Origin of the sequence: Halosegnis marinus (genome assembly GCF_029338355.1) — an archaeon.
Lineage (GTDB): Archaea > Halobacteriota > Halobacteria > Halobacteriales > Haloarculaceae > Halosegnis > Halosegnis marinus.
In genome coordinates, this window is sequence record NZ_CP119802.1 from 814,928 (window position 1) to 828,277 (window position 13,350).

A 13,350-nucleotide genomic window follows, 5' to 3' on the forward strand; every position below is an offset into this window, starting at 1 on the left:
GGCGGCCGAACCGCCCGCGGAGTCGCCCGGCGTCCGACGCCTGACCGACAGGGTTTCCCTCGGCGCGCCCGTGGCTCGAACCAGATGAGCAAGGACTACATCGAGGTCCGCGGGGCCGAGGAACACAACCTCAAGGACATCGACGTCCGCATCCCCCGCGAGGAGTTCACCGTCGTCACCGGCCTGTCGGGGTCGGGCAAATCCTCGCTCGCGTTCGAGACGGTTTACGCCGAGGGCCAGCGCCGGTACATCGAGTCGCTGTCGGCGTACGCCCGGAACTTCCTCGGGCAGATGGACAAGCCGCAGGTGGAGAACGTCGAGGGGCTGTCGCCGGCCATCTCCATCGACCAGAAGAACGCCGCGAACAACCCCCGCTCGACGGTCGGGACGGTCACGGAACTCCACGACTACCTGCGCCTGCTGTACGCCCGCGTCGGGACGCCCCACTGTCCCGAGTGCGGCCGCGAGGTGGGCGAGCAGTCGGCCCAGAACATGGTGTCGCGCATCCTCGACCTGCCGGAGGGAACGCGCGCGAAGCTCGCCGCGCCGGTCGTGCGCGACCAGAAGGGCGCGTTCGAGGACCTGTTCGACGAACTCGTTTCGGAGGGGTACGCCCGCGTCGAGGTGGACGGCGAGGCGTACGACCTGACGACGGAGCGGCCCGACCTCGACGAGAACTACAACCACACCGTCGACGTGGTGGTCGACCGCGTGAAGACGAGCGAGGAGGCGCGCTCGCGCATCACCGACTCGGTGGAGACGGCCCTCGACGAGGCCGACGGCGCGCTGAAGGTGATTCTGCCGAACCCCCCCGAGGGCATCGACCTCGGGAGCGAGACGCGCTCGACGGGCGACCTCGCCGGCGACGACGACGACCGGCTCGTCGTCACCTTCTCCGAGGACCTCGCGTGTACCCACTGCGGCATCGACCTCCCCGAAATCGAGACGCGGTCGTTCTCGTTCAACAGCCCGCACGGCGCGTGTCCCGCCTGCGAGGGCATCGGCGAGACGAAGGAGGTGGACCCGGACCTCGTGGTCACGGACCCAGACCAGCCCATCAAGGACGTGTTCGAGCCGTGGTCGTACTCGCGGTCGTACTACCGCACGCGGCTGGACTCGGTCGCCGAGCACTTCGGCGTGAGCGTGAACGCGACGTTCTCGGACCTCGACGACGAGGTGCAGGACGCCTTCCTCTACGGGACGGACGAGGAGGTCGTGTTCAAGCGCCGGACGAAGAACGGCACCCGGCGCAAGCAGAAGCGGTTCGAGGGCGTGATTCCGAACCTCGACCGCCGCTACATCGAGACGGACTCGGAGTCCACGCGCGACCACATCGAGAAGTACATGGCGACGACGACGTGCCCGGAGTGCGACGGCACGCGCCTGAAGCCCGAGTCCCGGGCCGTCCTCGTCACGGACACCGCCATCACGGAGATAAACCGGATGAGCATCGGCGACGCCCGCGAGCACTTCGAGGGGCTCGAATCCGAGCTCTCCGACCGCGACCGCACCATCGCCGAGGAGATATTCAAGGAGATACGCGCGCGCCTCGGCTTCATGGAGGAGGTCGGACTGGAGTACCTCACCCTCGACCGCGAGGCCTCCACGCTGTCGGGCGGCGAGAGCCAGCGCATCCGGCTGGCGACGCAGGTCGGCTCGGGCCTCGTCGGGGTGCTGTACGTGCTGGACGAGCCGTCCATCGGCCTCCACCAGCGCGACAACGACAAGCTCCTGGACACGCTGGAGGGACTCCGCGACCTCGGCAACACGCTCGTCGTCGTCGAACACGACGAGGAGACGATGTGGCGCGCGGACAACGTCATCGACATGGGGCCCGGCCCCGGCAAGCGCGGCGGCGAGGTCGTCGCGCAGGGCACCGTCGAGGACATCACGGCCACGGAGGGCTCCGTCACCGGCGACTACCTCGCCGGCCGGGAGGCGATTCCCGTGCCCGAGGAGCGCCGCGAGCCGCAGGGGTATCTGACCGTCAAGGGCGCGCGTCAGCACAACCTCGCCGACCTCGACGTGGCCTTCCCGCTGGGCTGTTTCACCGCCATCACCGGCGTCTCCGGCTCGGGGAAGTCCACACTCCTCCACGAGATACTGTACAAGGGGCTCCGCAAGCGGATGAACGACTCCGACGTGAACCCCGGCGAGCACGACGACATCGAGGGTATCGAGGGCATCGAGACGGTGCGGCTCATCGACCAGTCGCCAATCGGCCGGACGCCGCGGTCGAACCCCGCGACGTACACCGGGGTCTTCGACCACATCCGGGAACTGTTCGCCGAGACGAAGCTCGCCAAACAGCGCGGCTACGAGAAGGGGCGCTTCTCGTTCAACGTGAAGGGCGGGCGGTGTGAGGCCTGCGGCGGGCAGGGCACCGTCAAGATAGACATGAACTTCCTCTCGGACGTGTACGTCCCCTGCGAGGAGTGCGGCGGGGCGCGCTACAACGACGAGACGCTCCAGGTCGAGTACAAGGGCGCGACCATCTCCGACGTGCTCGACATGGAGGTGGACGAGGCGTACGACTTCTTCGAGAGCCACTCGGGGCTGCGCCGCCGGCTCCAACTGCTGAAGGACGTGGGGCTCGGCTACATGCGGCTCGGCCAGCCATCGACCACGCTCTCGGGCGGGGAGGCCCAGCGCGTGAAGCTCGCGGAGGAACTCGGCAAGAAGGACTCCGGCGACGCGCTGTACCTGCTGGACGAGCCGACCACGGGGCTCCACTCCGCCGACGAGCGGAAGCTCATCGAGGTGCTCCAGCGCCTCACCGACGACGGCAACACCGTCGCCGTCGTGGAACACGAACTCGACCTCGTGAAGAACGCCGACCACGTCATCGACCTCGGCCCCGAGGGCGGCGAACACGGCGGCACGCTCGTCGCCGAGGGCACCCCCGAGGAGATAGCCGAGGTGGAGGCCTCCCACACGGGCCGGTACCTCCGCGACCTGCTCCCCTCGGTCGAGTTGGAGGGGCCGCGCTCCGGGAGCCGCCGCCACGAACTGAAGCGGGGCGAGGCCGAGGTTCCCGCCGCGGACGACTAGGGGACGCGAGCGAAGCGAGCGTCTCCGAACGGGCGAGTAGCGTGGCGACACCGTCGCCACGGGCCGTGCGAACGGCGGAGCCGTGAGCAGACGGGAGTGAGCGCAGCGACCCGTGAGCCGGGAGACGCGAACGTCCTCGAACGGACGACCGCCGATTCCTCGCCCTCCGACCGTCGGGTGTCCTTAAGTCCGTTCGCGCCGACACATCGGGTATGTCCACGTCCGTCGACGACGAAACGATACTCGACGTGTTGCGCTCGAACGAGGCCCCGCGGATGACGACCACCGAGGTCACGGGCCACCTGCCGGTGACGCGCGGGACGACCCGGACGCGGCTTCAGCGACTCGCGGACGACGGCCTGCTCGAACGGACGACGGCGGGGAACAACGTCGTCTGGTGGCTCCCCGAGCGCGAGGACGAACTCGACGAGTGGACGGCCGAACAGGAGGCCGCGGCGGCCGCTGAGGCCGAAGCCGACGAGGAGGACGCGGATGACGACGAAGAAAGCGACGCCGAAGCGGAGGCCGAAGGGGATGCGGAAGCGGACGACGAGGACGCGGAATCCGATGCTGAAACGGACGACGAGGACGCGGACGCCGACGGCGACGAGGACGCGGACGCCGACGACGCGGACGCCGACGACGAGGTCGAGGTCGAGGTGACCGAGCAGTCGAAGTCGGAGACCGAGGACGGCCCGACCGAGGTGGAGGTGGAGGCCGTCGGCGACGACGACCCCGAGGTGGAGACGCCCGAGGAGGGGACGGAGACGCGGACCGCCGCGGACCGCGAGGACGACGGGGACGACCTGCCGGACCTGTCGAGCGACGAGGAGGGGCTTCGCGCGCTCGTGGCCGTAGTCGTCGCGCTGGTCGTGCTGTTCGCGCTCCGGAAGCTCCTGGGCGGCGGCGACGGGGAGTAGGCCGATGCTCGCCGCGTTCCCGGACCGCGTGCTCGACGTCGAGAGCGGGAGCGAAACGCGGCTGTCCGACGTGACCTGTCTCGCCGGCGGCGAGCGACCGCTGGTCGGGACGACCGACGGCCTGTACGAACTCGGGGGCGACCCCGTCCGGCGGTTCGAGGGCCACGTCACGGCCGTCGCGCGCACAGCCGACGGCGACTGGTGGCTCGGGACCGAACCCAGCGCCGTGTACCGCTCCGATGACGGCCGTTCGTGGGAGGCGCTGCCCGACCTGACGACGCTCCCATCAAGCGACGAGTGGGCGTTCCCGCCGCGGCCCGACACCCACCACGTCCGGTGGCTCGCGCCTGACCCGACCCGGGCGGGCCGGTGGTACGTCGCCGTCGAGGCGGGCGCGCTCGTCCGAACGGACGACGGCGGGGCGACGTGGCGCGACCGGGTGTCGGGCGCGCGCCGCGACACGCACGAACTCGCGGTCCACCCGGAGACGGGACGGCTCTACTGCGCCGCGGGCGACGGCTACGCCGAATCGACCGACGGCGGCGACTCGTGGCACTACCCGCAGGACGGTCTCGACGAGCGGTACTGCTGGAGCGTCGCCGTCGGCACGGACCCCGACCTCCGGGTGCTCTCGTCGGCCCGCTCGGCGGGCCACGCCCACCGGCGCGGCAGTTCGTCGGTGTACCGGAACGCGGGCGACGGCTGGGAGCGCATCGACGCGCTCCCGCACGGCGAGGGCTGTTATCGGGCCGTGGTGCGCGCCGCGGGCGACCGGTTCGTCGTCCTCTCGAACCGCGGGCTCTACGAGAGCGCGGACGGCGGCGACTCGTGGACGGAGGTCGTCCCGGGCGACGACCTGCCGGACGCCCCGCCGGCCGGGCTCGTACTCGACTGAAAAGCACTTATCCGCGCCGACGAACCCACTGGTATGCGCGATTTCGTCGTCGTGGGCGCGGGACCGTCGGGCGCGCGGTTCGCCCGGTCGGCCGCCGAGCGGGGCCGCGACGTGCTCGTTCTCGAACAGGGGGAGATAGGGAAGCCGCTCGCCTGTTCGGGCCACGTCTCGCTCGACGTGTGGGACTACGTCCCCGAGTCGGCCCGCGACGACCTGTTTCAGAACGCGATTCGGGGGGCGCGCTTCCACACCGGCGGGGCCGAGTCGCGGGCCTACCCGTTCCACCGCGACGAGCCCATCTCGAACGCCGTCGACCGCGTGGGGCTCGACAAGGCGCTCGCGCGGGCGGCCGCCGACGCCGGCGCGGACGTGCGCGACGAACACACCGTCACCGGGGTCGAGGCGGGCCGCGAGTCGGTGACCGTCACCGCGCGCGGCCCGGACGGAACGGACACCTACGAGGCCCGGATGGTCGTCGGCGCGGACGGGCCGCGCTCGCGCGTCCGTAGCGAGTGCGGCATCCCCGACCCCGATGAGTTCCTCCACGGCGTGCTCGGCTTCGACACCGAGGCGAGCCACGAGGACTTCGTGGACGTCCACCTCACCGTGCCGGGGTTCTTCGCGTGGCGCATCCCGCGCGGCGACGCCGGCGTCGAGTACGGGCTGGCGGTCGCGCCCGGCGACGACCCGAACGAGCGGTTCGACGCGCTCGTCGCCGACTACGGCGCGACAATCGACCGGCGGTGTTCCGGGCTCATCCCGGTCGGCCCGCCGTCGCGCGTCACGGGCAAGCGCTCCCTGCTCGTCGGCGACGCCGCCGGCCAGACGAAGCCGTTCACCGGCGGCGGCATCCTCTACGGGATGCGCGCGGCCGACCACGCCGCGGCGACGGTGGACCCGGCTCGACCCGAAACGCTGCCCGACTACGAGGCGGCGTGGCGCGCGGACCTCCGCACGGAACAGCGCCTCGGCGCGCTCGTCCGCGCGGGCTACGACGCGCCGGAACCGCTACAGCGGGCCGGGATGCGACTCTTTTCCGGGGAGATCGGCGTCCACATGGACGAGCCGACGAGCCTCCTCTCTCGCGAGCAGCTGCGTGCGATGTTCTCCCGCGGCTGAACAAGAGCTATGCCGGGCGGCGCACTCGCCGCAGTCGTGTCCCGGTGGTTCCTATGAGCGACGAGACGCCGTTCGACCCCGAGGGCGGGCCGACGACGCCCGACCGCATCGCCGGCGACCTGCGCGCCCTCGGCGTCGCGCCCGACGACCTGCTGCTCGTCCACTCCTCGCTGTCCGCGCTCGGCTGGGTGCCGGGCGGCGCACAGGGGGCGGTCGAGGGGCTGCGCGCGGCCGTCCCGGACGGAACGCTCGTCGTCCCGACCCACTCGACGGGCCTCTCCGACCCGAGCGGCTGGGAGAACCCCCCGATTCCGGAGTCGTGGCACGACACGGTCCGGGCGGAGACCCCGGCCTACCGGCCCGACGCTACCCCGACCCGCGGGATGGGGGCGATACCCGACTGTCTGCGCGACTACGACGACGCGGTGCGGAGCGACCACCCCCACTACTCCTTCGCGGCGCTCGGCCCGGCCGCCGAGGCGGTGACCGCGGGCCACGCCCTCGATTTCGGGCTCGGCGAGGACTCGCCGCTCGCGGCCGTCTACGAGCGCGGCGGCCGCGTCCTCGTCCTCGGCTGTGACCGGGGGCGCAACACCTCGCTCCACCTCGCTGAACACCGCTCGGAGGTCGCGCTCGACACGGTCGAGAGCGGCGCCCCCGTGGTCCACGACGGGACGCGGGAGTGGGTCACCTTCGAGGCGCTCGACGTGGACGACGGCGACTTCGCCGACTGCGCGGCCGCCTTCGAGCGCGAACGGCCCGACGCCGTCTCGACCGGAACCGTAGGGGAGGCCGAGGCCGTGCTCTACGACCAGCCGGTGCTGGTCGATTTCGCGGCGGCGTGGCTGGCCGAGAACCGGTAGCTACCCGTCGAACTCCCACTCGCGCAGGGCGGCGCGGACGACGTCGTCGGCCTCGTCGCGGAAGAGGTTCTCCGAGCCGCCGTGGTCGCCGAACGCCCAGCCGCGCACGACGACGGCGGGGGTGCCGCCGTCCCCCTCGCCGGCGACGAGGTTCGCCGCGCCCGCGAGTTCGTCCACGACCGACTGGACCGTGACGCCGAGTTCGCGGCCGTCGCGGTCCGTCTCGCCGCGCCAGTCGCGCGAGGCCGGCATCCCGGCCCAGCCGACGGCGACGCCCCGCTGGCCGTAGCGGAAGGGCCGCCCCGAGGTGTCCGTGACGACGACGGGGACGCCCAACCGCTCGGAGAGGCGCGCGGCCGACGCCGAGGGGTCCTCGGGGAGGAGCAGGAGGTCGCCCCCGGGGACGTTCGAGCGGTCGATGCCGGCGTTGACCGTGATGTGGCCGAACTTCGTGACCGCGAGGACGAACGGCGCCTCCAGGACGAGCTCCTCGCTCTCCTCGATGATGGCCTGCGCGAACCGGGGGTCCCGCTCCTCGCCGGTCACCTCGGCGCGGTGCGCGGCGAGCCGCTCGGCCCGCTCGCCGGCCTCGAAGTCCGCGAGGTCGAACGTGCGGCCCTCCGCCTTCGAGACGACGGTGGAGGCGACACACAGCACGTCGCCGTCCTCGAACGCGACCCGCTCGTCGATGAGGGCGGCGAGGTCGTCGCCGGCGCGTATCTCGGGGAGGTCGGGGACCGCGAACAGCTCCATACCCGTCGGCGACGCCGGGCGAGCAAAAACGGCCCGGTCGTCGAACTCTCCGCCGCGGTGACATGACGAACGACACGGACGTTCGTGTGAGACGCCGACACGCTCTGTCGTGAACGTCCATGTACGACCCCGAAACGGCCGTTCTCGGGAGGGGGGTCGTCGGGGCGTTCGTCACCGGACCGACACGGGCCGCAGGTGCCCGGTATCGGCGCAATATGCGGGGAACACGCCGGATTTATATTCGAGGCCGGCCGACGTTCGGCCGTTATGGGACAGACGCTCACGGAGCAGATCCTCGAAGACCACCTCGTCGAGGGCGAACTCGAGACGGGGGAGGAGATCGGGATCGACATCGACCAGGTCCTCACGCAGGACACCACCGGGACGTTCGTCTGGCTGCAGTTCGAGGCGCTGGGGCTGGACGAGGTCCAGACCGAGGTCGCGGCCCAGTACTGTGACCACCAGACCTACCAGTTCGACTTCAAGAACACGGACGACCACCGCTTCCTCCGCTCGGCGGCCGGCACGTTCGGCGCGCACTTCTCGCGCCCGGGCAACGGTATCTGCCACAACGTCCACAAGGAGAACTTCGCCGCGCCCGGCAAGACGATGCTCGGCTCGGACTCCCACACGCCGACGCCCGGCGGCCTCGGCGAACTCGCCATCGGCTCGGGCGGCCTCGACGTCGCCGTCGCGATGGGGGGCGGCCCGTACTACATCGAGATGCCGGAGGTCGTGAACGTCCGGCTGGAGGGCGAGCTCCCCGAGTGGTCCTCCGCGAAGGACGTCATCCTGGAGATGCTCCGGCGGCTCTCCGTGAAGGGCGGCGTCGGCAAGATATTCGAGTACACCGGCCCCGGCGTGGAGACGCTCTCCGTGCCCGAGCGGACCACCATCACGAACATGGGGACGGAGCTCGGCGCGACCACGTCCATCTTCCCGACGGACGAGCGCACGCGCGAGTACCTCGCCAAGCAGGACCGCGAGGACGAGTACGTCGAGATCGGCCCCGACGAGGACGCCGAGTACGACGACGAGATCGTCGTCGACCTCTCCGACATCGAGCCGCTCGTCGCGAAGCCGTCGATGCCGGACAACGTCGTCCCGGTCCGCGAGGTCGCGGGCGAGGACGTCGAGCAGGTCATCGTCGGCTCCTGTACGAACGGGGGCTACGAGGACATCCTCCCGGCCGCGAAGATGCTGGAGGGCCGCGAGATCGACATGAAGACGGAGATGATCGTCGCGCCCGGCTCCAAGCAGGCCTCCGAGATCCTCGCCCGCGAGGGCTGGACCGCGGAGATGATGGCGGCCGGCGTGAACTTCTCCGAGGCGACGTGTGGCGCGTGTATCGGTATCGGCCACGTCCCCGCCTCCGACTCGGTCTCCGTGCGTACCTTCAACCGTAACTTCGAGGGTCGCTCCGGCATCGAGGACGACGCCGTCTTCCTCTCCTCGCCGGAGGTCGCCGCCGCGGCGGCCATCAAGGGCGAGCTCGTCGACCCCCGCGACCTCGCGGAGGAGCTCGGCGACATGGAGGCGCCCGGCATGGAGCTGCCCGAGAAGTACAACGGCTCCAAGACCGACCTCATCGCGCCCGACGAGGCCGTCGACGACGACCTCATCAAGGGCCCCAACATCGGCGACGTGCCGCTGAAGGACCCCCTCGACGCGCACCTCGCGGGGCCGGCGCTGCTGAAGATGGACGACAACATCACGACCGACCACATCATCCCGGCGACGCAGGACATCCTGATGTACCGGTCGAACATCCCGAAGCTCTCCGAGTTCACGCTGTCGCGCGTCGACGACACGTTCGCACAGCGCGCGCTGGAGAGCGACGGCGGCTTCCTCGTCGCCGGCGAGAACTACGGTCAGGGGAGCTCGCGCGAGCACGCGGCCCTGTGTCCGATGTACCTCGGCATCGAGGGCGTCCTCGCACAGAGCTTCGCCCGCATCCACAAGGCGAACCTGTTCAACTTCGGGCTCATCCCGCTCACCATCGACGCGGACGACTACGCGAAGATCGAGCAGGGCGACGACATCGAGATCGTCGACGACGTCGCCGAGGCCGTCGAGTCCGGCCAGGAGGAGTTCACGGTCCGCGTGGACGACGGCTGGGAGCTCACGGCCACCCTCGACGCCTCCGAGCGCGAGCGCCGCATCCTCGCGGCCGGCGGCAAGCTGCCGCTGACGCGCGCGCAGTACGACGAGGGCGGCGCCGCGCCGGCCGACGACTGACCGGGAGACGCGAGCGACGACGCGACCGACCCTTTCTCTTTCTTTCCGCGCCGGGAGCGGCCGCTGTATGGACGGAGCGGTGAACACGAACCGACGGTGCGGCCGGAGCCGCCGCTACGGGGGTAAAGCAGAGAGTGTCCCGTACACGCCGCGTCGGGGGAAACCCGGCGTGCCGGGACGGGGTGGGGATGCACCCAAACGGGTGCACTCCGTGGCTACGACGGTACCGCATAAGAAACAGGGGGGTGTGGCCGGCATCCATTTACCGGCGCGCGGCGAACTCCGGGCGTGACGACGACCACCCCCGACGGGGACGACGTGGTGACCCGGCGGGCGACCCGGGCCGACCTGCTCGCCGTCTTCCGCATCGAGAAGCGGTCGTTCCCCCAGCCGTGGCCCTACGCCGCGCTGGAGGGCTTCCTCGGGGAGCCGGGCTTCCTCGTCGCGGAGACGCCGGAGGGCATCGCGGGCTACGTCGTCGCCGACACCGTCCCGAACGGCGGGCGGGCGCTCGGCCACGTGAAGGACATCGCGGTCCACCCGGACCGGCGCGGCGAGGGCATCGGCCGGCGGCTGTTGGGCGAGGCGCTCTCGGCGATGCGCGACCGCCGCGCGAGCCGCGTCAAGCTCGAAGTGCGGGAGTCGAACGAGCCGGCCATCGCGCTGTACCGGGAGTTCGGCTTCGAGGTCCGGCGGACGCTCCCGCGCTACTACGACGACGGCGAGGACGCGTACGTGATGACCCGGCGGCTACAGTAGCCCGTCCGCCTTCGCCAGCAGGATTCCCTCGATAGTGGCGTCGTTCGCGGGGGCGGCGCGGGCGCGTTCGAGCGCCTCCTCGACGGGGACGCTCGTCACGTCGATGAACTCGTTGCCGTCGAGCTTGCGCTCCGTCGGCTCCAGCCCCTCCGCGAAGACGATGCCGCGCTTGTGGCGGAGCACGCCCGTCGAACACCAGAACTCCTCTATCAGCGAGACGCCGGCGGGGTCGAGGCCGGCCTCCTCGCGGAGCTCGCGCGCCCCGGCGGTCGTGTACGACTCGCCGTCCTCGACGATGCCGGCGACGAGTTCGAGACAGTGCTCGCGGATGGCGGGCCGGTACTGCTCGACCGTCACGAGCTCGTCGCCCGCGACGGCGACGACGACGACGGCGGCGGGCAGGTCGGCCCAGTAGTAGTTCTTCTCGGTGCCGTCGGGCTGGCGGACGCGGTCGTAGCCGCCGGTGTACCAGCCGGTCTCGTACTCGGCGCGCGACTCCACCACGGGCCAGTCGTGGTCGGCGTAGTCGGTCATTCCTCGACCTCGACCACGGCCACCCGGTACGTGGTGTTTTCGAGGCGGACGTACGTCCCGGAGTCGGTCACGGCGTCGGGATACTGCTCGGCGTAGGCGGCCGTCTCGTCGAACGGCGAGTGGGTGAACGCCCCCTTGAACCCGAACGGCCCGCGGTAGTACGCGTCCGAGCGGCCGGCCCCGTCGCCGGTCGCGTCCACGGCCCCGAACGTGTACGGGTAGCGCCGCTCGGAGAGTTCGCTCCCGTTGACCGGCGTGACGCCGTCCGGCGCCTCGGCGACGGTCGCCTCCATGTAGAAGGGGTCGCCCGACTGGAGCAGCGAGGGGACGGCCCCGAGCGCGAGCAGGAGGCCGAGGACGACGAGCAGGCCGACGACGAGGTTCCGCGTTATCGGGCGCATCAGAGCAGGTCCATGTAGGCCTTCCCGAACGCCTGCCGGCGGAGCGTCCCGACCGCCGCCTCCTCCTCCTCGTGGAACGTCGCCGCGACGAGCAGGTCCGCGGCGGGGGCGGCGTGCCACGCCACCCGCTCCACCTCGTCGCTTCCCTCCACCGCGCGGTCGAGGTCGGGGTGCTCCTCGGCGAACGCCTCGAACTCCGCGCGCGACCCGACGCGCACCTCCAGCAGCGAGGCGAACAGCGCGTCCAGCGCCGTCTCGACCACGTCGGCCGTGACGCGCTCGCCGTACTCCGCGCGGTCGAACGACATCGCCTTCGCCGTCTCGCGCACGACCGTCCGGGCCGCGGGCGCGAGGTCGTCGTACGCCGCCCGCGCCTCGTCGGCGGTCGCCGGCGCGAGCAGTCCCTCGGCGTGCATACCTCCCGTAGCGGCGGCCGACAGGTAGGCGTGTCGTTACGCCCCGTCCGTCTCCGCGTCCTCGTCCTCGTCCTCCTCGGCCAGCATCTCGCGGGTCAGTTCGCGCGCCTCCGCGAGCACTTCCTCCGTCTCGGGGTCGCGCGGTACCTCGGCGCGCTCGTGGGGGACGCCCCCCTCGTGCCCGTGGTCGTGGCCGGATAGGTGGTCGTGGCCCTCGTGGCCCTCGCCCTCGAACAGTTTCCCCGAGCGCTCGTCGTCGCCCCCGTGTTCGCTGTCCATGCGTCCCGTGGTGTCCTCGAACACCTGCGGGTACTCCCGCTCGTCGGCGGCGGCGGCGACCCGCTCGGCGAGTTCGCGCTCGCCCTCGTCGGCCCATCCGGGCGCGTGCTCGTCCAGCCACGCCTCGTGGTCGGCGTTCCCGAGGATGGCCGTGAAGGCGAGGTGGTTCGCGAGGTGACGGGCGTCGGACTGCGGGTCGTCGCAGACGGGACACGCGTAGCCCATGATGTCGGTGCTGGGGCGCCTGTGGCCTAAAGTGACGCGGGCGAGCGCGGCCGACCGCCGGCGCGGCCGCTCCGGGCTCGAAAACGGGGAAAAGGGCCGCGTGCTTACGCCTGGGTGGCGTTGTACGTCACCTGCACCTGCACCTGCACGGAGACGGGACCGGACTCGACGCTCGTGCGCGCGCCCCCGGCGTCGGCCGTCTCGTAGGCGACCGGGCCGCCGTAGTAGCCCTGCGAGGTGGCGACGCTGTGGACGCCGCCGAGGGTCAGGTCGCCGGCGTCGGCGAGCGTCTCGGCCTGCGCGCGGGCGTTCGTCATCGCGTCGTTCAGCGCCTCGTTGCGGAGTTCGCGGGCGCGCTCGTCCGAGAGCGTGAACCGCACGTTCTCGACGCGGGTCGCCCCGCCGTCGACGGCGGCGTCGATGACCGTCCCGACGGTGTCGATGTCGTCGAGCGTCACCTGGAAGCCGTGGTACGCGCGGTAGCCCGGCGCGTCGGGGTTCTCGCGCGCCTGGTAGTTCTCCGAGAGGTCGTAGTTCGTCGTGCGGACCTGCGCGTCCTCGACGCCGGCGTCGCGGAGCGCGTCGCGCATCCCGGAGACGTTCTCGGCCAGCCGCTCGCGCGCCTCGTCCGCGGTGTCGCCGGTCGCCACCACGGCGATGCGGACGACGGCGCGGTCGGGCGCGGCCTCGGCGCTGCCGCTCGCGCCCACGGAGACGGTGGAACCGTCGCCCGCCGCCGCGGTCGGAGTCTGTACGGAGTTCGTGCCGCCGAGCGCGGCCGCGGCGCCGACCCCCGCGAGGAGGACGGCGAGCGCGACGGCGACGACGGCGATGGTTCGTTCTCGCACGGAGGTCATGACGACGGACGAGGGGATAACCGCGCCGGAGGCTCAAACG

13 protein-coding genes are annotated in these 13,350 nt (G+C 71.5%); 7 read left to right on the forward strand and 6 right to left on the reverse strand.

Features of this window, described 5'->3' with window-relative positions; genetic code table 11:
* Positions 1-84 precede the first annotated feature (84 nt).
* The 5 genes from uvrA to P2T37_RS04680 all read left to right on the forward strand — a co-directional run bounded on the left by uvrA (position 85) and on the right by P2T37_RS04680 (position 6,848).
* Positions 85-3,051 carry an excinuclease ABC subunit UvrA gene (gene uvrA, locus P2T37_RS04660; RefSeq protein WP_276235611.1) on the forward strand — a complete coding sequence of 989 codons (2,967 nt, stop codon included), beginning with the start codon at positions 85-87 and terminating at the stop codon, positions 3,049-3,051.
* A 212-nt stretch (positions 3,052-3,263) separates the two neighbouring features.
* Positions 3,264-3,971, forward strand: a complete 708-nt coding sequence (locus P2T37_RS04665) for a winged helix-turn-helix domain-containing protein (protein WP_276235613.1) — start codon at positions 3,264-3,266, stop codon at positions 3,969-3,971.
* 4 nt (positions 3,972-3,975) lie between these two features.
* On the forward strand, positions 3,976-4,866 hold the full coding sequence (locus P2T37_RS04670) for a WD40/YVTN/BNR-like repeat-containing protein (RefSeq protein ID WP_276235614.1): 891 nt from the start codon (positions 3,976-3,978) through the stop codon (positions 4,864-4,866).
* A gap of 33 nt (positions 4,867-4,899) precedes the next feature.
* A complete protein-coding gene (locus P2T37_RS04675; RefSeq protein WP_276235615.1) occupies positions 4,900-5,985 on the forward strand; it encodes a geranylgeranyl reductase family protein in 1,086 nt (361 codons plus the stop codon).
* Between the two features lie 53 nt (positions 5,986-6,038).
* Positions 6,039-6,848 (forward strand): AAC(3) family N-acetyltransferase, encoded by an 810-nt coding sequence (locus P2T37_RS04680; protein ID WP_276235616.1) that lies wholly within the window; start codon positions 6,039-6,041, stop codon positions 6,846-6,848.
* Here P2T37_RS04680 and P2T37_RS04685 read toward each other — a convergent pair whose 3' ends face one another.
* The gene (locus P2T37_RS04685; RefSeq protein ID WP_276235617.1) at positions 6,849-7,601 is read right to left on the reverse strand and encodes a coenzyme F420-0:L-glutamate ligase; all 753 of its coding nucleotides are present in this window, start codon (positions 7,599-7,601) and stop codon (positions 6,849-6,851) included.
* Positions 7,602-7,868: 267 nt separating this feature from the next.
* Between P2T37_RS04685 and P2T37_RS04690 the strand changes: the two genes are divergently transcribed.
* Together P2T37_RS04690 and rimI are read left to right on the forward strand one after the other, a co-directional pair.
* On the forward strand, positions 7,869-9,839 hold the full coding sequence (locus P2T37_RS04690; protein WP_276235618.1) for an aconitate hydratase: 1,971 nt from the start codon (positions 7,869-7,871) through the stop codon (positions 9,837-9,839).
* 288 nt (positions 9,840-10,127) lie between these two features.
* Positions 10,128-10,598 carry a ribosomal protein S18-alanine N-acetyltransferase gene (rimI, locus tag P2T37_RS04695; protein ID WP_276235619.1) on the forward strand — a complete coding sequence of 157 codons (471 nt, stop codon included), beginning with the start codon at positions 10,128-10,130 and terminating at the stop codon, positions 10,596-10,598.
* Here rimI and P2T37_RS04700 read toward each other — a convergent pair.
* From P2T37_RS04700 to P2T37_RS04720, 5 genes are all read right to left on the reverse strand, one after another.
* Positions 10,590-11,132 carry an NUDIX hydrolase gene (locus P2T37_RS04700; protein ID WP_276235620.1) on the reverse strand — a complete coding sequence of 181 codons (543 nt, stop codon included), beginning with the start codon at positions 11,130-11,132 and terminating at the stop codon, positions 10,590-10,592. The two genes, rimI and P2T37_RS04700, sit on opposite strands and share 9 nt — an antisense overlap.
* Positions 11,129-11,533, reverse strand: a complete 405-nt coding sequence (locus tag P2T37_RS04705) for a hypothetical protein (RefSeq protein WP_276235621.1) — start codon at positions 11,531-11,533, stop codon at positions 11,129-11,131. Before P2T37_RS04705 ends, P2T37_RS04700 begins: the two co-directional genes overlap by 4 nt.
* Entirely contained in the window at positions 11,533-11,949 is a 417-nt protein-coding gene (locus P2T37_RS04710; RefSeq protein WP_276235622.1) for a DUF5809 family protein, read from the reverse strand. Before P2T37_RS04710 ends, P2T37_RS04705 begins: the two co-directional genes overlap by 1 nt.
* A 36-nt stretch (positions 11,950-11,985) precedes the next feature.
* On the reverse strand, positions 11,986-12,453 hold the full coding sequence (locus P2T37_RS04715; protein WP_276235623.1) for a DUF5810 domain-containing protein: 468 nt from the start codon (positions 12,451-12,453) through the stop codon (positions 11,986-11,988).
* Positions 12,454-12,557: 104 nt separating this feature from the next.
* Positions 12,558-13,301, reverse strand: a complete 744-nt coding sequence (locus P2T37_RS04720) for an SIMPL domain-containing protein (RefSeq protein ID WP_276235624.1) — start codon at positions 13,299-13,301, stop codon at positions 12,558-12,560.
* Between the last annotated feature and the right edge of the window lie 49 nt (positions 13,302-13,350).

Coding starts and splice junctions, on each gene's coding strand:
- P2T37_RS04685 (WP_276235617.1), bottom strand. CDS start 7,601: ATGGAGCTGTTCGCGGTCCCCGACCTCCCCGAGATACGCGCCGGCGAC.
- P2T37_RS04705 (WP_276235621.1), bottom strand. CDS start 11,533: ATGCGCCCGATAACGCGGAACCTCGTCGTCGGCCTGCTCGTCGTCCTC.
- P2T37_RS04715 (WP_276235623.1), bottom strand. CDS start 12,453: ATGGGCTACGCGTGTCCCGTCTGCGACGACCCGCAGTCCGACGCCCGT.
- P2T37_RS04665 (WP_276235613.1), top strand. CDS start 3,264: ATGTCCACGTCCGTCGACGACGAAACGATACTCGACGTGTTGCGCTCG.
- P2T37_RS04670 (WP_276235614.1), top strand. CDS start 3,976: ATGCTCGCCGCGTTCCCGGACCGCGTGCTCGACGTCGAGAGCGGGAGC.
- P2T37_RS04690 (WP_276235618.1), top strand. CDS start 7,869: ATGGGACAGACGCTCACGGAGCAGATCCTCGAAGACCACCTCGTCGAG.
- P2T37_RS04700 (WP_276235620.1), bottom strand. CDS start 11,132: ATGACCGACTACGCCGACCACGACTGGCCCGTGGTGGAGTCGCGCGCC.
- P2T37_RS04675 (WP_276235615.1), top strand. CDS start 4,900: ATGCGCGATTTCGTCGTCGTGGGCGCGGGACCGTCGGGCGCGCGGTTC.
- P2T37_RS04680 (WP_276235616.1), top strand. CDS start 6,039: ATGAGCGACGAGACGCCGTTCGACCCCGAGGGCGGGCCGACGACGCCC.
- P2T37_RS04710 (WP_276235622.1), bottom strand. CDS start 11,949: ATGCACGCCGAGGGACTGCTCGCGCCGGCGACCGCCGACGAGGCGCGG.
- uvrA (WP_276235611.1), top strand. CDS start 85: ATGAGCAAGGACTACATCGAGGTCCGCGGGGCCGAGGAACACAACCTC.